Origin of the sequence: Serratia sp. PF-27 (genome assembly GCF_030053255.1) — a bacterium.
Classification (GTDB): domain Bacteria; phylum Pseudomonadota; class Gammaproteobacteria; order Enterobacterales; family Enterobacteriaceae; genus Serratia; species Serratia bockelmannii.
The window spans coordinates 13613-32385 of the sequence record NZ_JASGBT010000019.1 but is presented as its reverse complement, the minus strand read 5'-3'; the positions used below and the strand labels follow the sequence as shown (position 1 = coordinate 32385).

18 protein-coding genes are annotated in these 18773 nt (G+C 55.9%); 1 reads left to right on the top strand and 17 read right to left on the bottom strand.

The window, feature by feature from the left end:
• From pstC to asnC, 17 genes are all read right to left on the bottom strand, one after another.
• A complete protein-coding gene (gene pstC / locus QMZ29_RS11740; RefSeq protein WP_016929615.1) occupies positions 1–957 on the bottom strand; it encodes a phosphate ABC transporter permease PstC in 957 nt (318 codons plus the stop codon).
• A gap of 91 nt (positions 958–1048) precedes the next feature.
• On the bottom strand, positions 1049–2089 hold the full coding sequence (gene pstS / locus QMZ29_RS11735; protein WP_043140725.1) for a phosphate ABC transporter substrate-binding protein PstS: 1041 nt from the start codon (positions 2087–2089) through the stop codon (positions 1049–1051).
• A gap of 336 nt (positions 2090–2425) precedes the next feature.
• Positions 2426–4255 carry a glutamine--fructose-6-phosphate transaminase (isomerizing) gene (glmS, locus tag QMZ29_RS11730; protein ID WP_043140722.1) on the bottom strand — a complete coding sequence of 610 codons (1830 nt, stop codon included), beginning with the start codon at positions 4253–4255 and terminating at the stop codon, positions 2426–2428.
• A 152-nt stretch (positions 4256–4407) separates the two neighbouring features.
• Entirely contained in the window at positions 4408–5781 is a 1374-nt protein-coding gene (gene glmU, locus QMZ29_RS11725; RefSeq protein WP_043140716.1) for a bifunctional UDP-N-acetylglucosamine diphosphorylase/glucosamine-1-phosphate N-acetyltransferase GlmU, read from the bottom strand.
• Between the two features lie 290 nt (positions 5782–6071).
• Positions 6072–6491, bottom strand: a complete 420-nt coding sequence (locus QMZ29_RS11720) for a F0F1 ATP synthase subunit epsilon (RefSeq protein WP_004933814.1) — start codon at positions 6489–6491, stop codon at positions 6072–6074.
• 20 nt (positions 6492–6511) lie between these two features.
• The gene (gene atpD, locus QMZ29_RS11715) at positions 6512–7894 is read right to left on the bottom strand and encodes a F0F1 ATP synthase subunit beta (RefSeq protein ID WP_004933813.1); all 1383 of its coding nucleotides are present in this window, start codon (positions 7892–7894) and stop codon (positions 6512–6514) included.
• A 32-nt stretch (positions 7895–7926) separates the two neighbouring features.
• Positions 7927–8790 carry a F0F1 ATP synthase subunit gamma gene (gene atpG, locus QMZ29_RS11710; RefSeq protein WP_004933811.1) on the bottom strand — a complete coding sequence of 288 codons (864 nt, stop codon included), beginning with the start codon at positions 8788–8790 and terminating at the stop codon, positions 7927–7929.
• 59 nt (positions 8791–8849) lie between these two features.
• A complete protein-coding gene (gene atpA / locus QMZ29_RS11705) occupies positions 8850–10391 on the bottom strand; it encodes a F0F1 ATP synthase subunit alpha (RefSeq protein ID WP_283225776.1) in 1542 nt (513 codons plus the stop codon).
• Between the two features lie 12 nt (positions 10392–10403).
• Positions 10404–10937 carry a F0F1 ATP synthase subunit delta gene (gene atpH / locus QMZ29_RS11700; RefSeq protein ID WP_025304741.1) on the bottom strand — a complete coding sequence of 178 codons (534 nt, stop codon included), beginning with the start codon at positions 10935–10937 and terminating at the stop codon, positions 10404–10406.
• Between the two features lie 14 nt (positions 10938–10951).
• The gene (gene atpF / locus QMZ29_RS11695) at positions 10952–11422 is read right to left on the bottom strand and encodes a F0F1 ATP synthase subunit B (RefSeq protein WP_004933804.1); all 471 of its coding nucleotides are present in this window, start codon (positions 11420–11422) and stop codon (positions 10952–10954) included.
• Between the two features lie 57 nt (positions 11423–11479).
• Positions 11480–11719: a F0F1 ATP synthase subunit C gene (atpE, locus tag QMZ29_RS11690; RefSeq protein ID WP_004093904.1), complete on the bottom strand. Its 240-nt coding sequence runs from the start codon at positions 11717–11719 to the stop codon at positions 11480–11482.
• A gap of 49 nt (positions 11720–11768) precedes the next feature.
• Entirely contained in the window at positions 11769–12545 is a 777-nt protein-coding gene (gene atpB, locus QMZ29_RS11685) for a F0F1 ATP synthase subunit A (RefSeq protein WP_025304740.1), read from the bottom strand.
• A 22-nt stretch (positions 12546–12567) separates the two neighbouring features.
• Complete coding sequence (gene atpI / locus QMZ29_RS11680; RefSeq protein WP_025304739.1) at positions 12568–12951, bottom strand: F0F1 ATP synthase subunit I; 384 nt, start codon at positions 12949–12951, stop codon at positions 12568–12570.
• Positions 12952–13591: 640 nt separating this feature from the next.
• Positions 13592–14212 (bottom strand): 16S rRNA (guanine(527)-N(7))-methyltransferase RsmG, encoded by a 621-nt coding sequence (gene rsmG / locus QMZ29_RS11675; protein WP_015379471.1) that lies wholly within the window; start codon positions 14210–14212, stop codon positions 13592–13594.
• 138 nt (positions 14213–14350) lie between these two features.
• Positions 14351–16240, bottom strand: coding sequence for a tRNA uridine-5-carboxymethylaminomethyl(34) synthesis enzyme MnmG (gene mnmG / locus QMZ29_RS11670; protein WP_089181460.1), 1890 nt, complete (start codon positions 16238–16240; stop codon positions 14351–14353).
• A 380-nt stretch (positions 16241–16620) separates the two neighbouring features.
• Positions 16621–17061 carry an FMN-binding protein MioC gene (gene mioC, locus QMZ29_RS11665; RefSeq protein WP_060434928.1) on the bottom strand — a complete coding sequence of 147 codons (441 nt, stop codon included), beginning with the start codon at positions 17059–17061 and terminating at the stop codon, positions 16621–16623.
• Between the two features lie 100 nt (positions 17062–17161).
• Positions 17162–17623 (bottom strand): transcriptional regulator AsnC, encoded by a 462-nt coding sequence (asnC, locus tag QMZ29_RS11660; RefSeq protein ID WP_004933786.1) that lies wholly within the window; start codon positions 17621–17623, stop codon positions 17162–17164.
• Positions 17624–17778: 155 nt separating this feature from the next.
• Between asnC and asnA the strand changes: the two genes are divergently transcribed.
• On the top strand, positions 17779–18771 hold the full coding sequence (gene asnA / locus QMZ29_RS11655) for an aspartate--ammonia ligase (RefSeq protein WP_261426415.1): 993 nt from the start codon (positions 17779–17781) through the stop codon (positions 18769–18771).
• Positions 18772–18773 lie beyond the last annotated feature (2 nt).

The window sequence follows — 18773 nt, the reverse complement described above, 5'->3', positions numbered from 1 at the left end:
TTAACGCCCCTCATTCTTGGCCAGACGCATGATCATCAGTTTCGACAGCGCCAGCACGATAAAGGTGATAACAAACAGAATCAGGCCCAGCTCCATCAACGCCGCGGTGTGCACGCCGGACTCAGCTTCGGCGAATTCGTTGGCCAGCGCCGAGGTGATGCTGTTGCCCGGCATATACAGCGAAGCGCTGTCGAGCTGGTAGGTGTTGCCGATGATAAAGGTCACCGCCATGGTTTCCCCCAGCGCACGGCCCAGGCCCAGCATCACGCCGCCGATGACGCCGTTTTTGGTGAACGGCAGCACGATGCGCCAGATGACTTCCCAAGTGGTGCAGCCGATGCCGTAGGCCGACTCTTTCATCATTACCGGCGTCTGTTCGAACACGTCGCGCATCACCGCAGCGATGTAAGGAATGATCATGATCGCCAGGATCACCCCGGCGGCCAGGATACCGATGCCGAAGGCCGGGCCGGAGAACAGCTCGCCGACGATAGGAATGCCTGACAGCACGTCGCCCACCGGCGTCTGGAAGTATTCGGCGAACAGCGGGGCGAACACAAACAGGCCCCACATGCCGTAGACGATGCTTGGGATGGCCGCCAGCAGCTCAATGGCGATGCCCAGCGGCCGCTTCAACCAGTTCGGCGCCAGTTCGGTCAGGAACAGCGCGATGCCGAAACTCACCGGCACGGCGATGATCAGCGCGATGAGCGAGGTGACCACGGTACCGTAGATCGGCACCAGCGCGCCGAACTGCTCCGCCGGTGCGTCCCACTCTTTGGTCCACAGGAAGGCGAAGCCGAATTTCTGCATGCTTGGCCAGGAGGCGAAGATCAGCGAAACGATGATGCCGCCCAGCAACAATAGGGTAATCAGCGCAGCCAGTCTCACCAGCGCGCTGAAAATGATGTCACCGTTTTTGCCCGGTGCTTTGATGGTCGGCTTGTACTCAGCCATAGATTACTCTCTGTTTGAACCCTGGCAGCCCCAACCGGGATCGGAGCCTGAAGAACTGTGTGGGGCGCGGCGAACCCGCGCCCCTGCGTTGTTAGTACAGCGCTTTACCTGAACTGTCTTTTACGTTGGTTTTCCAGGCCGCGCGCACCTGCTCAACCACTTCTGTCGGCAGGGTGGCGTAATCCAGCTCGTTCGCCTGCTTGGCGCCGGTTTTATAAGCCCAGTCGAAGAACTTCAGCACTTCGGCACCCTGAGCAGGGTTTTTCTGCTCTTTGTGCACCAAAATGAAGGTGGTGGAGGTGATTGGCCACACGTTGTCGCCTTTCTGGTCAGTCAGATCCTGAGCGAAGGTCTTGCTCCAATCCACGCCTTTGGCCGCGTTGCTGAAGCTCTCTTCGGTCGGGCTAACCGGTTTGCCGTCGGCGGATACCAGCTTGGTGTAAGCCAGGTTATTCTGTTTGGCGTAAGCGTATTCTACGTAGCCGATAGAGCCAGGCAGACGCTGAACGAAGGCGGCGATGCCGTCGTTGCCTTTGCCGCCCAGACCGGTCGGCCAGTTAACGGTAGAACCGGCGCCAATCTTCTCTTTCCACTGCGCGTTGGCCTTGGACAGGTAGCTGGTAAACACGAACGAGGTGCCGGAACCATCGGCGCGGCGTACCACGGCGATGTTCTGGTCAGGCAGTTTCACGCCTGGGTTCAGCTTGGTGATAGCCGGATCGTTCCACTTTTTGACGTTGCCCAGGTAGATATCGCCCAGGGTTTTACCGTCCAGCGTCAGTTCGCCGGATTTAATGCCCGGGATATTCACCGCCAGTACCACGCCGCCGATCACGGTCGGGAACTGGAACAGGCCATCGGCCGCCAGTTTGTCGTCAGACAGCGGAGCATCGGAAGCGCCAAAGTCAACGGTGTTGGCCACGATTTGCTTCACGCCGCCAGAGGAGCCGATGCCCTGATAGTTAACTTTGTTGCCGGTTTCTTTCTGATAAGAATCTGCCCACTTGGCGTAAACCGGAGCGGGGAATGTCGCACCTGCACCGGTCAGGCTGGCAGCAGCGAACGCGGACACGGCGGTCAGGGAGAAGGTCGCTGCCACAATACTGGCGACGGTGGTACGCATCAGTTTCATAATCCCTCCTAATGGGATACTTAAAATCGACTTCGAGTCGTTTTAATCAGAGTAAGTATTGCTGCAGGAGGGAAAATAGGACAGTTTGGTGACAGAAAAATGTACGCAATATGACAGTTATATTACAGTGCGTTTGATGGGTATTGTTTTATCTATAAATCAAAAAGTTAGTTGTGAAACAGCACATTTGCCAAGCAATAAAAAAACCGTTTTGGCGCGGCCTATCCGCTTGAATATGACAACGTTTATCGCCGAATCGGTCGCGCTGTCATCTTTAAGGCCGCTCATGAAAAAAGCCGGCGCGAAGGCCGGCTTTTGCAGTTTACCTGCGGCAAATTACTCTACGGTGACAGACTTCGCCAGGTTGCGTGGCTGGTCAACGTCGGTGCCTTTGATCAGCGCCACGTGGTAAGACAGCAGCTGCAACGGCACGGTGTAGAAGATCGGCGCGACGATTTCCTCGACGTGCGGCAGAGGAATGATGGTCATGCCTTCGCTGCTGACAAAGCCGGCGTCCTGATCGGCGAACACGTACAGCTGGCCGCCGCGCGCGCGCACTTCTTCAATGTTGGACTTCAGCTTTTCCAGCAGTTCGTTGTTTGGCGCCACCACGATCACCGGCATATCGGCGTCGATCAGCGCCAGCGGGCCGTGTTTCAACTCGCCCGCCGCATAAGCTTCGGCGTGAATATAGGAGATCTCTTTCAGCTTCAGCGCCCCTTCCATGGCGATCGGATACTGATCGCCGCGGCCGAGGAACAGCGCATGGTGCTTGTCGGAGAAGCCTTCCGCCAGCGCTTCGATCTCTTTATCCATCGACAGCATCTGCTCGATACGCGCCGGCAGCGCCTGCAGGCCGTGCACGATCTCCTGCTCCACGCTTTCCGCCATGCCTTTCAGGCGGCCCAGGCGCGCCACCAGCATCAACAGCACGGTGAGCTGCGTGGTGAAGGCTTTGGTCGAGGCTACGCCGATTTCCGTGCCCGCTTTGGTCATCAACGCCAGATCGGATTCACGCACCAGCGAAGAGCCCGCAACGTTACAAACGGCCAGCGAACCAAGATAACCCAGCTCTTTGGACAGGCGCAGCGCCGCTAACGTGTCGGCGGTTTCGCCGGACTGCGACAGGGTGATGATCAGGCTACCCGGACGCACCGCCGATTTGCGGTAACGGAATTCGGACGCGATCTCGACGTCGCACGGCACGCCGGCCAACGCTTCAAACCAGTAGCGCGCCACCATCCCGGAGTGGTAAGAAGTCCCACAGGCGATGATCTGCACGTGTTGCACCTTGGCCAGCAGCTCGTCGGCGTGCGGGCCCAGCTCGCTCAGGTTGATTTGGCCATGGCTGAAACGCCCTTCCAGGGTGTTTTTCAGCGCCAGCGGCTGTTCGTAGATCTCTTTTTGCATGTAGTGACGGTAAGCGCCCTTGTCGCCGGCGTCATACTGCACCTGGGATTCGATCTCAGGACGCTCGATGGCGTTGCCCTGCTTGTCGAAGATGTTGACGGTGCGGCGAGTCACTTCCACCACGTCGCCTTCTTCCAGGAAGATGAAGCGGCGGGTGACCGGCAGCAGCGCCAGCTGATCGGAGGCGATGAAGTTTTCCCCAACGCCGCGGCCGATAACCAGCGGGCTGCCGGAGCGCGCCGCGACCAATACGCTCGGATCGCGGCTGTCCATCACCACGGTGCCGTAAGCGCCGCGCAGCTGTGGGATCACGCGCTGAACCACTTCCAGCAGCGTACCGCCCTGCAACTGTTCCCAGTGCACCAGGTGCGCGATCACTTCGGTGTCGGTTTCGGAGCTGAAACGGTAACCACGTTCGATCAGCAGCTCGCGCAGCGGTTCGTGGTTTTCGATGATGCCGTTATGCACCACGGTAATGTAGTCGGAAACATGCGGGTGCGCGTTCGCTTCGGTCGGTTCACCGTGCGTTGCCCAGCGGGTGTGAGCGATGCCGGTACCGCCGTGCAGATCGGTTTGCTCCGCCGCTTCGGCCAGTTTTTGTACCTTGCCTACGCGACGCAGGCGACTGACGTTGCCTTTTTCATCGACCACCGCCAGACCGGCGGAGTCATAACCGCGGTACTCAAGACGACGTAAACCTTCCAACAGGATTTCTGCGATATCACGTTGCGCTACTGCGCCTACAATTCCACACATCAGTTATATTCCTAATGAACGCCCTTCATGGGCGCTTTCGATGCCTTGACCTGATTTTTGCCGGTTTTTACCGTGCGTCCCCCGAGCCTGTAGATGGTGGGGGTTATTATGTTTTGTATTGGGCTCGTGAATAGAGCCCAACGCAAAACACACTATGACTTCTTCTTCACCGGACGTTGCCAGCCCTGAATGTGCACCTGCTTGACGCGGCTCAGCACCAATTCGTTCTCGGCAATATCGCGCGTCACCGTGGTGCCTGCGGCGATGGTGGAGCCTTTGCCGACCGATACCGGCGCCACCAGCTGAGTATCGGAACCGACGAACACCCCATCGCCGATCAGCGTCTTGTGCTTGTTGGCGCCATCGTAGTTACAGGTGATGGTGCCGGCGCCGATATTCACGTCATCGCCGATTTCGGCATCGCCCAGGTAGCTGAGGTGGCCGGCCTTGGAGCCTTTGCCCAGACGCGCCTTTTTCATTTCCACGAAGTTGCCGACGTGGGCCCCTGCCGCCAGCTCCGCGCCTGGGCGCAGGCGGGCAAATGGCCCCACGGTGCAGCCGACTTCCAGCACGCTGTCTTCCAGCACGCTGTAAGGACTGATCTCGCAATCATCACCGATCACGCAGTTTTTCAGCACGCAGCCGGCGCCGATTTTCACCCGATCGCCCAACTTGACGTGACCTTCGATAATCACATTCGCATCAATAGTGATGTCGCGGCCGTGAACAAGTTCCCCGCGCAAATCGAAACGCGCCGGATCCAGCAGCATCACGCCAGCCAACAGCAGCTTTTCAGACTGTTCCGACTGGAATACACGTTCCAGGGTCGCCAGTTGCAGGCGGTTGTTCACACCTTCCACTTCACTCAGGCGCGACGGGTGTACAGCCTCGATTTTCTTGCCGTCGGCATGGGCCAACGCAATGATATCGGTGATGTAAAACTCGCCCTGTGCGTTGTCGTTGTTCAGCATCCCCAGCCAGCGCTTCAGATCGCGCCCGTTCGCCACCAGGATGCCGGTATTGATCTCATTAATCTGACGCTGTGCCTCGCTGGCGTCCTTGTGTTCAACGATGCCCACCACGTTGCCCTGCTCGCGCACGATGCGGCCGTAACCGCTCGGATCGTCCAGTTTCACCGTCAGCAGACCGATGCCGCCCTGCGGCTTGGCCGCAATCAGGCGTTGCAGCGTATCCACGGAAATCAAAGGCACGTCACCGTACAGCATCAGCACGTCTTCATCGTCGGCAAAATGCGGCGCCGCCTGCTGCATTGCATGACCGGTGCCCAATTGCTCCGCCTGCAGCACCCAGTTCAGCGCGCCGTCCGTCAGCGTGCTTTTCAATAAATCGCCGCCGTGGCCGTATACCAGGTGAACATGTTGCGCGCCCAGTTTCATCGCGGCATCAATGACGTGCTGCACCATCGGCTTACCGGCCAACGGATGCAACACTTTGGGAAGATCGGAATACATGCGCGTACCCTTGCCCGCGGCGAGGATGACCACGCTCATTGCGCTGTTCGACATAAGCAACCTGATAACTCCATTTTGATAGACGAAAGTAAAACCGTTTAGCGACGATATTACTACATATTTCTCATCACGAACCCGGCGCAGGCCGCGCGCCTCTTGGCCTGCCGCCATCATGGCCGATTCGGCTTCAGGACGAAAAAACTGTCGGCGTTCGGCGACGTTTCTTTCCCGATATCAGGGGTTATACACCACACCGCCCGCCGGGCTGAAATGCTTATTTTAAAGTAAAAAAAAAGCGACCCTATAGGCCGCTTTCTTAAAGTTGGGTGCAGAGCACCCAAACATTACATCGCTTTTCTGGTGAGCTCGATAACGCGCAGTTTTGCGATCGCTTTCGCCAGTTCAGCGGATGCCTGAGCATAGTCGACATCGCCATGAGAGCTGCGAATGTGTTCTTCAGCTTTACGCTTAGCTTCCAACGCTCTCGCTTCGTCGAGGTCAGTACCACGGATAGCAGTGTCCGCCAGCACGGTAACCACGCTCGGCTGCACCTCGAGGATGCCGCCGGACAGGTAGATGAACTCTTCTTCACCGTGCTGCTTAACAATACGCACCATGCCAGGCTTGATGGCAGTCAGCAGCGGCGCATGGCCAGGGAAGATCCCCAGTTCACCTTCGCTGCCTGTCACCTGGATCTTCTGCACCAGGCCGGAAAACATCTGTTTTTCCGCGCTGACTACATCCAGATGGTAAGTCATAGCCATATCACCCTCCTCTCAAGGCGTTACAGTTTCTTGGCTTTTTCCACTGCTTCTTCAATGGTGCCAACCATGTAGAACGCCTGCTCCGGCAGGTGGTCATAGTCGCCGTCCATAATGCCTTTGAAACCACGGATGGTGTCTTTCAGCGATACGAACTTGCCCGGAGAACCGGTGAAGACTTCTGCCACGAAGAACGGCTGAGACAGGAAGCGTTGGATCTTACGCGCACGGGATACGACCAGTTTGTCTTCTTCAGACAGCTCGTCCATACCCAGGATCGCGATGATATCTTTCAGTTCCTGGTAGCGTTGCAGAATGGACTGCACGCCACGCGCTACGTCGTAGTGCTCCTGGCCAACAACCAGCGGATCCAGCTGACGGCTGGTAGAATCCAGCGGGTCAACGGCCGGGTAGATACCCAGAGAAGCAATGTTACGGCTCAGTACCACGGTTGCGTCCAAGTGCGCAAAGGTGGTGGCTGGAGACGGGTCAGTCAAGTCATCCGCAGGAACGTAAACGGCCTGTACGGAAGTGATGGAACCGGTCTTGGTCGAGGTGATACGTTCTTGCAGAACGCCCATCTCTTCCGCCAGCGTTGGCTGATAACCTACCGCGGATGGCATACGGCCCAGAAGTGCGGACACTTCGGTACCGGCCAGGGTGTAACGGTAGATGTTGTCAACGAACAGCAGAACGTCACGGCCTTCGTCACGGAATTTCTCCGCCATGGTCAGACCGGTCAGCGCAACGCGCAGACGGTTACCTGGTGGCTCGTTCATCTGGCCGTAAACCAGGGATACTTTGTCCAGAACGTTGGAGTCGGTCATTTCGTGGTAGAAGTCGTTACCCTCACGAGTACGCTCGCCCACGCCCGCAAACACGGAATAACCGGAGTGCTCGATCGCGATGTTACGGATCAGCTCCATCATGTTTACGGTTTTACCTACGCCCGCACCGCCGAACAGACCAACTTTACCGCCCTTGGCGAACGGACAAATCAGGTCCATTACCTTGATACCGGTTTCCAGCAGTTCCTGGGAGCTGGACAGCTCTTCGTAGCTTGGCGCCGCGCGGTGAATCGCCCAACGCTCTTCTTCGCCGATGTCGCCTTTCATGTCGATCGGTTGGCCCAATACGTTCATGATACGGCCCAGGGTAGCTTTACCCACCGGCACTTCAATCGGGTGGTCCAGGTTGTTCACTTTCAGACCGCGACGCAGACCGTCGGAGGTCCCCATTGCGATACAGCGAACCACGCCACCGCCCAGCTGTTGCTGAACTTCCAACACCAGTTTTTCGGTGCCGTTTTCTACCTCAAGGGCATCGTACACTTTTGGTACGGCATCCTGAGGGAACTCGACGTCCACCACGGCGCCGATTACCTGGATAATCTTTCCAGTAGCCATCTTGAATCCTCTACGTAATTCGTAAACCTAGCTTAAACCGCGGAGGCTCCCGAAACGATCTCGGTGAGTTCCTGAGTGATGCTGGCCTGACGCGCCTTGTTGTATACCAACTGCAGCTCTTTGATCAGGCTACCGCCGTTATCGGTTGCGGCTTTCATCGCGACCATTCGTGCGGCCTGCTCGCTGGCCAGGTTTTCCACGACGCCCTGATAAACCTGCGACTCCACATAGCGGCGCAGCAAGGTATCAAGCAGCACTTTTGGATCGGGTTCATACAGGTAATCCCAAGGCGTTTTCTTCAGCTCTTCGTCATCGGCTGGCGGTAACGGCAGCAGCTGAAGCACCTGTGGCTCTTGGGACATCGTATTAACAAATTTGTTGCTGACAATGTACAGCTTGTCCAAACGACCTTCGTCGTAGGCCTGCAGCATCACTTTCACCGGCCCGATCAGATCCGACAGGGAAGGTTTGTCCCCCATGCCGGTCACCTGGGCAACCACGTTGCCGCCCACGGAACCAAAGAAAGAGGCCGCTTTAGAGCCAATCAGCGCCAAATCGGTTTCGACGCCTTTTTCGGACCAGGCTTTCATCTCCGCCAGCAGCTTTTTGAACAGGTTGATGTTCAAGCCGCCGCAGAGACCACGGTCAGTAGACACCACCAGATACCCGACGCGCTTAACGTCACGCTCATCCAGGTACGGGTGCTTGTACTCCAGATTCCCTAACGCAAGGTGACCAATCACTTTGCGCATGGTCTCTGCATAAGGACGGCTGGCCGCCATGCGATCCTGCGATTTACGCATTTTGGAGGCGGCGACCATTTCCATCGCTTTAGTGATCTTTTGCGTGTTTTGCACGCTAGCGATCTTACTACGTATCTCTTTTGCGCCGGCCATCTCTGCTTCTCCTCAGTGCCAGACGGCCTGCTGTCTTTCAACAGCAGGACCGTTCGGCGTTACCAGGACTGGGTTTTCTTGAAGGTCTCGAGGACGTCTTTCAACTTGCCCTCGATCTCATCATTGAAGTTGCCAGTTTGGTTGATGTGGTTCAGCAGTTCGGCGTGCTCGCGGTCCGCATAGGCGACCAGCGCGGCTTCGAAGCTCACCACTTTGGCGACTTCGACGTCGTTCAGGTAACCGCGTTCTGCGGCAAACAGCACCAGAGACTGTTGTGCAACCGACATCGGCGCATACTGTTTCTGTTTCAGCAGCTCGGTCACTTTCTGACCGTGGCTCAGCTGTTTGCGGGTAGCGTCGTCCAGATCGGAGGCGAACTGGGAGAACGCAGCCAGCTCACGATACTGTGCCAGCGCGGTACGGATACCACCGGACAGTTTCTTCATGATCTTGGTCTGCGCGGCGCCACCAACACGGGATACGGAGATACCCGGGTTAACTGCCGGACGAATACCGGAGTTGAACAGGTTGGATTCCAGGAAGATCTGACCATCGGTAATCGAGATTACGTTGGTCGGAACGAACGCGGAAACGTCACCCGCCTGGGTTTCAATGATCGGCAGAGCGGTCAGTGAACCGGTTTGGCCTTTAACTTCACCTTTGGTGAAGGCTTCAACGTATTCGGCGTTAACGCGCGCTGCACGCTCCAGCAAGCGGGAGTGCAGGTAGAATACGTCGCCTGGGTAAGCTTCACGACCTGGCGGACGACGAAGCAGCAGGGAAATCTGGCGGTAAGCAACGGCCTGTTTGGACAGGTCATCGTACACGATCAGCGCATCTTCACCGCGGTCACGGAAGTATTCGCCCATTGCGCAACCGGCGTATGGCGCCAGGTATTGCAGTGCAGCGGATTCGGAAGCGGTCGCCACAACCACAATGGTGTTGGCCAGTGCGCCGTGCTCTTCCAGTTTGCGCACCACGTTAGCGATGGTGGACGCTTTCTGGCCGATAGCCACGTAAACGCATTTGATGCCGGAGTCGCGTTGGTTGATGATCGCATCGATCGCCAGCGCGGTTTTACCGGTATGACGGTCACCGATCACCAGCTCACGCTGGCCACGGCCGATTGGAATCATGGCGTCAACGGATTTGTAGCCAGTTTGAACCGGCTGATCAACGGACTGACGCTCGATAACGCCTGGCGCGATAGCTTCTACCGGAGAGAAGCCGTCGTTTTCAATCGGGCCTTTGCCGTCGATAGGTGCGCCCAGGGTGTTAACTACGCGGCCCAGCAGACCACGACCGACTGGAACTTCCAGGATACGGCCAGTACATTTAACCTTCATGCCTTCGGCCAGATCCGAGTACGGACCCATGACCACGGCACCGACGGAGTCGCGCTCCAGGTTCAATGCGATTGCGTAACGGTTGCCAGGCAGCGCGATCATTTCGCCCTGCATAACTTCGGCCAGGCCGTGTACGCGGATGATCCCGTCGCTGACGGAAACGATAGTACCTTCATTGTGAGCTTCGCTCACTACATTGAACTGAGCAATGCGCTGCTTGATCAGTTCGCTGATTTCGGTGGAATTCAGTTGCATGCTCCAGTCCCCTTAAGACTGCAAGACGTCTGTCAGGCGTTCAAGACGACCGCGAACGCTGCCATCAATCACCATATCGCCGGCGCGAACAACGATGCCGGCCAGTACAGACTTGTCAATTTTGCAATTCAGCTTAACTTTGCGTGACAGACGTTTTTCCATCGCAGCGGCGATTTTCGCCTGCTGTTCGTCGCTCAGCGCGCTCGCAGAGAGCACTTCGACTTCGACGGTGGATTCCAGCGAGGCGCGCAGTTCGATGAACTGCTGCAGCACGGCAGGAAGAACCAGTAAACGTCCATTTTCGGCCATTACACGGATAAAGTTCTGGCCATGTTCGTCGAGCCGATCGCCACAAACCGCGATGAACGTCTTGGACAGCGTTTCTGGCGCAACCGCGCCAGACAGCAGTTCAGAAATCTGTTCATTGCGAGTGACTTCAGCCGTAAACGCCAGCATCTCCTGCCAGCGCTCTACGCTTTGGTGCTCAACGGCAAAGTCAAAAGCTGCTTTGGCGTAGGGGCGAGCTACAGTTACAAATTCAGACATCAGCCCCTCCCTCCTTACAGTTCAGCGACCAGTTTATCAACGATGTCGCTGTTAGCAGCTTCATCCACGGAACGTTCGATGATCTTCTCGGCGCCGGCAATTGCCAGCATCGCGACTTGCTTACGCAACTCTTCACGAGCGCGCTTACGTTCGGCTTCGATCTCAGCCTGAGCCTGCGCCACGATTTTGTTACGTTCCTGCTCGGCTTCGGCTTTCGCTTCATCCATGATCTGAGCTTTGCGTTTGTTCGCTTGCTCGATGATCACCTGAGCTTCTGCTTTAGCAGTTTTCAGCTGGTCGGTCGCATTGGCTTGCGCTAAGTCCAGATCTTTTTTGGCACGCTCTGCAGAAGCGAGGCCGTCAGCGATTTCTTTCTGACGTTTCTCGATGGCAGCCATGATCGGCGGCCATACGTACTTCATGCAGAACCAGACAAACAGAACGAACGCGATGGCCTGGCCGAGGATTGTTGCGTTAAGATTCACAGCACAATGCCTCTTTAAAAGTTAATAGTTTGGTTACGTCGTAGAGGGTTACTCTACTTACGCGACGGCGAACATCACGTACAGACCCAGACCTACAGCGATCATCGGGATGGCGTCGACCAGACCCATAACGATAAAGAACTGTGTACGCAGCAGAGGAATCAGGTCAGGCTGACGAGCAGCGCCTTCCAAGAATTTACCACCCAGGATGCCGATACCGATCGCAGCACCGATTGCCGCTAAACCCATCATCACAGCGGCAGCCATGTACAGCAGATCCATACTCAGGTTTTCCATGACAGTCTCCAGTTTGTTTCAGTTTAAAAGTGCAAGTGTTTTAAGAAAATCAGTGCTCTTCAGACGCCATCGACAGATAGACGATCGTCAGAACCATGAAAATAAAGGCTTGAAGCGTAATGATCAGGATGTGGAAGATAGCCCAAGGCAAGCTCAGGACCCACTGTGACCACCACGGCAACAGGCCGGCAATCAGGATGAAGATCAACTCACCCGCATACATGTTGCCGAACAGTCGCAGACCCAGTGAAACAGGTTTGGACAGCAGGCTGACACCTTCAAGAATCAGGTTGATAGGAATGAATACAGGGTGGTTGAACGGCTGCATGGTCAACTCTTTAACGAACCCGCCAACGCCTTTCATTTTGATGCTATAGAACAGAATCAGGATAAACACGCCCAGCGCCATAGACAGCGTGACGTTCACGTCAGCGGTAGGCACCACGCGCAGCGCAGGCAGACCGAGATGCGCCCCGATGAACGGCAGGAAGTCTACCGGAATCAGGTCCATCAGGTTCATCAGGAACACCCAGACGAACACGGTCAGCGCCAACGGCGCAATCACCTTGCTCTTGCCGTGGTACATGTCGCGCACGCTGCTGTCGACGAAACCAACCACCAGCTCCACGGCGGTTTGCAGTTTACCCGGCACGCCGCTGGTGGCGTTTTTAGCCACTTTGCGGAAAATCACCAGGAACAAAACCCCGAGGACGACGGAGAAAAACATCGAGTCGAGGTTAATCGACCAAAACCCAGTCCCGACCTGAAGCTGCGTCAGGTGGTGACCGATATACTCCTGTGGACTGTTGTATCCCTCTGCAGACATGATGCCTCTACCCTTTATTTAGTTAATTTCGGTAACTGTTAATCACGGCCGGTGCCACTATCTGCACCACTAACACCGCTAAATAGGTCAGGCCAAGCGGTATAAACTCCGCCTTGAACACCCCCAGCGCCACGATCAGCAAAACGATGGTGATCACGACCTTTAGCCCCTCGCCGATGGCGAACGACCAGGCAACCCTACCGGGCGCCGGCGTTTGCGCCTGATGGCGCAAGGCAAACAGCATAAACATTGCACTCGGCAACCAGGCGGCGAGACCGCCTGCCAGCGCCGAAGCGCTCCATTCCGGGCTTTTCAGCCAGAAAGCAACGCTGATCAGAACAAAAGTCATTAACTGCAAAAACAGCAGTTTGCGTGCGACTTTCCCGCTGTAAAGGGACACAGACATGACGTTTGTTCTCTCCGTACCCCAGAGGGGGTATGCTGAGTGACGTATACAACTGTTTTTGCTGTCCTGAGTCAAGCAGCAAAAAACGAGCAAATTATACGGGGCATACCAACGAATTCAATCGATAAGTAGCGAAAAGGTGAACAATTATTTAAATTTCCCTATTCCAGCCTATTTTCACAAGAAAACGGTCGGAATAATAGGGCGCATTTAATTGTCTGATTATTCCAGCGTTGCGTTTAGAAACGCGAGGCCGATCACAGTAATGTCCCTTCCTGATTTATAGCCGATGGTCAACCAAACCGTCTTTAGCAATTTGAGCGATCAAAAGATTATATAAATCAAAACATTATCAGTTAACTGTTCAAAAACAATCCGTATACCCGATGAAAACCTTTTATTGACAAGCAGCGGGGCAATATTCCAACAGCCAATTAACATTAGCAGCAAACGCCAATCTTTCGCACATGATTGCTAACGTGACTATTTCTAAATGCAATTACTCTATTGTCGCTAATTAGCCGCGTTTTTTGTGTTAATAGAAAGTAAATTAACTAAAAAAAGCGACCAACTAATTAGCCTGCTTACCTTTCTGCTGAGTACTGCCTTTTAATTCACGCTTGTTTGATCAAAAGCAAACTCAGTTTGCCTTAAGAATCACCAGATGGCGTTCGCCTTCCAGTTCAGGCACCTGCAACCGCACGATGGACTCCAGGCTTACGCCAGCCGGCAGCTGCGTCAGCTCTTCATCCGGGCGCACGCCTTTCAACGCGTAAAAACGCCCCTGCCCTTTCGCCGGCAGATGATGACACCAGGACAGCATATCCTGCAGCGAAGCGAACGCGCGGCTGATCACGCCATCAAACGGTGGCTCAGCCGGAAACGCTTCGACGCGGCTCTGCACCGGCTCGATATTGTTCAGGCCCAGCTCATGCTGCACCTGGCGCAGGAAGCGCACGCGCTTGCCCAGGCTGTCGAGCAGCGTGAAATGCGCGTCTGGGCGCACGATCGCCAGCGGAATGCCCGGCAAGCCGGGGCCGGTGCCGACATCGATGAAACGTGAGCCCTGTAAATGCGGGTTGACCACGATGCTGTCGAGGATGTGGCGCACCAGCATTTGCTGCGGATCGCGCACCGACGTGAGGTTATAAGCCTTGTTCCACTTATCCAGCATGCCGACATAACCCAGCAGCTGCTGTTTTTGCTGATCGGGCAGCTCAATGCCTGCCGCCGCAAGCAGCGAGTCTAATTTTTTTTGCACAACGGATCCTCTGGCAGGCGCTGAACGACCAGCGGATGGTTAGCTGGCGCAATGAGGCGACTATGATAATTCAGGGCGCAAGTGATGTCAGCGGCCGTTTGGCTACGGGATGAACAAACGGCCGCCTGGATGCAATATTTATGCGCTGCGGCGCAGCAGTCCCTGCTTTTTCAGCCAGATCAGCAAAATCGAGATCGCCGCCGGCGTAATGCCGGAGATGCGCGAAGCCTGGCCGATGGAGTTCGGTTTGTGATCGTTCAACTTGGCGATCACCTCGTTCGACAGTCCCGAAACCTGACGGTAGTCGAGATCCAACGGCAGCAAGGTATTCTCGTTGCGCTGCTGTTTTTCGATCTCTTCCTGCTGACGAGCGATGTAGCCCTCGTATTTGACCTGGATCTCGACCTGTTCAGCCGCTTGTACGTCGCCCAGCGGCGGCGCGAAGGCGTCGGTGCCGGTCAACTGCGCGTAATCCATCTCCGGACGGCGCAGCAGCTCTTCGCCGTTCGCTTCACGCGACAGCGGCGCTTTCAGCAGCGCATTGACCTGTTCGACGTTCTCGGCGTGCGGGTGCATCCAGATGTCGCGCAGGCGCTGGCGTTCGCGTTCGATTCGCTCCAACTTCTCGCTGTAACGTGCCCAACGCACGTCGTCCACCAGGCCGAGTTCACGGCCTTTTTCCGTCAGGCGGAGATCGGCGTTGTCTTCGCGCAGCATCAGACGATACTCGGCGCGTGAGGTAAACATGCGGTACGGCTCTTTGGTGCCGAGGGTGCTGAGATCGTCCACCAGCACGCCCAGGTAGGCCTGATCGCGGCGTGGCGCCCAGCCTTCTTGTTCGTCGGCGAAACGCCCAGCGTTCAGACCGGCCAGCAGGCCCTGCGCAGCCGCTTCTTCATACCCAGTGGTGCCGTTGATCTGACCGGCGAAGAACAGCCCCTGGATGAATTTGCTTTCCAGCGTCGGCTTCAGGTCGCGCGGATCGAAGAAATCGTACTCGATAGCATAACCAGGGCGAATAATACGCGCGTTTTGCATTCCCTCCATCGAACGGACGATCTGCATCTGCACGTCGAACGGCAGGCTGGTGGAAATCCCGTTAGGATAAATCTCGTTGCTGGTTAGGCCTTCCGGCTCGAGGAAGATCTGGTGCGCGTTGCGATCGGCAAAGCGCATGACCTTGTCTTCGATCGACGGGCAATAACGTGGGCCGATCCCTTCGATGATCCCGGCATACATCGGGCTGCGATCGAGGTTATTGCGGATCACGTCATGGGTTTTTTCATTGGTGTGGGTGATGTAGCACGCCATTTGTTCCGGGTGTTGGCTGGCATCGCCCAGGAACGAGAATACCGGCACCGGCGTATCGCCGTGTTGTGGCGCCAGTACGCTGAAATCGATAGTGCGGGCGTCGATGCGCGGTGGCGTACCGGTTTTCAAGCGGTTAACGCGCAGCGGCAGTTCTCGCAAACGTTGCGACAGCGAGATCGAAGGTGGATCCCCGGCGCGACCACCGCTGTAGTTTTCCAGACCGATATGGATCTTGCCGTCCAGGAAGGTGCCTACGGTCAATACCACCGCCTTGGCGCGGAATTTCAGGCCCATTTGGGTGACGGCGCCGACTACGCGATCGTTTTCGACGATCAGATCCTCAACCGGCTGTTGGAAGATCATCAGGTTGGGCTGGTTCTCCAACGCGGTACGGATCGCCTGGCGATACAGTACGCGATCCGCCTGAGCGCGTGTGGCACGAACGGCTGGGCCTTTGCTGGCGTTTAGTATCCTAAACTGGATGCCAGCGTGGTCGATCGCTGTTGCCATCAGGCCACCGAGTGCATCAATTTCCTTAACCAGATGCCCTTTACCAATACCGCCAATCGCCGGGTTACAGGACATCTGTCCCAGCGTATCGATATTGTGTGTCAATAATAAAGTCTGACGTCCCATGCGTGCCGCGGCCATGGCGGCCTCGGTACCTGCATGGCCACCACCGATGATGATGACGTCAAATTGATCTGGATAAAACATGGAACTGCACCTCGCCGTATTGCGAACGATCGTATTTGCCCTGGGGTCGGGGATTCTACTCAAGTTTAGACGATCGACCAAGTGGTCAGGATCGTCGGTAATTAAAAGAAGATATTTTTTATTTAAAGATCTCTTTATTAGATCTCTTATTAGGATCGCGATCCTCTGTGGATAAGTGACTATTCACGATGAAGATCAGCAGATTAAGGAGGATCGTTTGCTGTGAATGATCGGTGATCCCGACGCAGATAAGCTGGGATCTAAAAGGCTTGTTATGCACAGGACAAAAAGCGCACTACGGTTGTTATTGGGATAACTACGGCTTTTACCCTGCTTTTAAGCTTAGTTATCCACAATCGTTCGCGCGATCTTTAGACGAATTAGAGTAAATTAATCCAGGTTTTTACCCATTCCTCGGCCGGATCCTCGGGAATTTCATGCTCGGTCACGTCGATCTCGAGACGATCGCCGATCCTTTTAGCGCCTCTGGCGATCAACAGATCGTCGATCTGTTTGATCGCGCCGCAGAAGGTGTCGTATTCCGAACTGCCCAAACCGACGGCGCCGAACTGCACTTCGGAAAGATCCGGCTGCTGATCTGCGATCTGTTCCAACAGCGGCTGAAGGTTATCCGGCAGTTCGCCGGCGCCGTGCGTGGAAGAGACCACCAGCCAGCGGCCGGTCAACGGCAGTTCATCCAGTTCAGGGCCGTGCAGCATCTCGGTAGAGAAACCCGCGTCTTCCAGCTTTTCAGCTAAATGTTCAGCCACGTATTCGGCGCTGCCAAGCGTACTGCCACTGATCAGAGTAATGTCTGCCATGAACCAACGATCCCAACCTTCTCACTCAAAGTGGCTGCATTGTACGCTGTGAATCGGCTGGGATCTACCTGTGGATAATGTGGGTATGCAATTTGGCGGGTTACGGCACGATGGTGCGCATAATGGGGTTCTGCAGCGAGATCAGCGTTTCGGTAGACTGGATCTCGTCGATAGTCTGGATCTTGTTGATAAGTACCTGTTGCAACGCGTCGATCGATCGGCACATTACCTTAATAAAGACGCTGTAGTGGCCGGTGGTGTAATAGGCTTCTACCACTTCTTCCAGGCTTTCCAGCTTCTTCAGCGCCGAAGGGTAGTCCTTGGCGCTCTTTAATATGATGCCGATAAAGCAGCACACGTCGTAGCCCAGTTGTTTGGGGCTGACGTCGATGCGCGCGCCGGTGATGATCCCGGCCTGTTTCATCTTCTCCACCCGCACATGAATGGTGCCGGGGCTGACGGCGAAGTTTTTCGCCAGTTCGGCGTACGGTGTGCGCGCATTGTCCATCAGGGCGTTGAGGATGCCACGATCGAGATTATCGATCTGATAAATTTCCGCCATTTAATCCCCCATTAATTAACGATTGTTGAATTCTGTCCGGGTAAAAATGAACGATTAAAAGTGAAAAGGCAATATTGATTAATGGATATTGAATTGATGTGTCATTTTGTTGCTTAATCGATGGCAACAGAGACAGGTTTACAAGAGATACGGCAATGAAAAAACAGTTTATCCAAAAACAACAACAAATCAGCCAGGTCAAATCCTTCTTCTCCCGCCAGCTGGAGCAACAGCTCGGCCTGATCGAAGTGCAAGCGCCGATCCTCAGCCGTTTGGGCGACGGCACGCAGGATAACCTCTCCGGCAGCGAGAAAGCGGTGCAGGTCAAAGTCAAAACCTTGCCGGACGCCACTTTCGAAGTGGTGCATTCGCTGGCGAAATGGAAACGCAAAACCCTGGGCAGCTACGATTTCGGCGCCGGCGAGGGCCTGTATACCCATATGAAGGCGCTGCGCCCGGATGAGGACCGCCTGACGCCAATCCACTCGGTGTACGTCGATCAGTGGGACTGGGAGCGGGTGATGGGCGACGGTGAGCGCAGCCTGGACTACCTGAAAAGCACCGTGCGCAGCATTTACGCCGCGATCAAGGCGACGGAAGCGGAAGTCAGCCGTGAGCATGGCCTGACCCCGTTCCTGCCGGAACAGATCCACTTCGTACACAGCGAAACCCTGCTGCAGCGCTATCCGGATCTGGACGCCAAAGGGCGTGAGCGGGCGATCGCCAAAGAATTGGGCTCGGTGTTCCTGATCGGCATCGGTGGCAAGCTGTCGCACGGCAAATCGCACGATGTGCGGGCGCCGGATTATGATGACTGGACCACGCCGACGGCGGATGGCCTGGCGGGCCTGAACGGCGATATCGTGGTGTGGAACCCGGTGCTGCAGGACGCTTTCGAGCTGTCTTCCATGGGCATCCGCGTCGACGCCACGGCGCTGAAACATCAGCTGGCGCTGACCGGCGATGAAGAACGCATGAAGCTGGAATGGCACCAGTCGCTGTTGCGCGGCGATATGCCGCAGACCATCGGCGGCGGCATCGGTCAGTCGCGTTTGGTGATGCTGCTGTTGCAGCTGTCGCATATCGGCCAGGTGCAGTGCGGCGTGTGGTCGCCGGAAGTGCGCGGGGCGGTCGAAGGCCTGCTCTAACC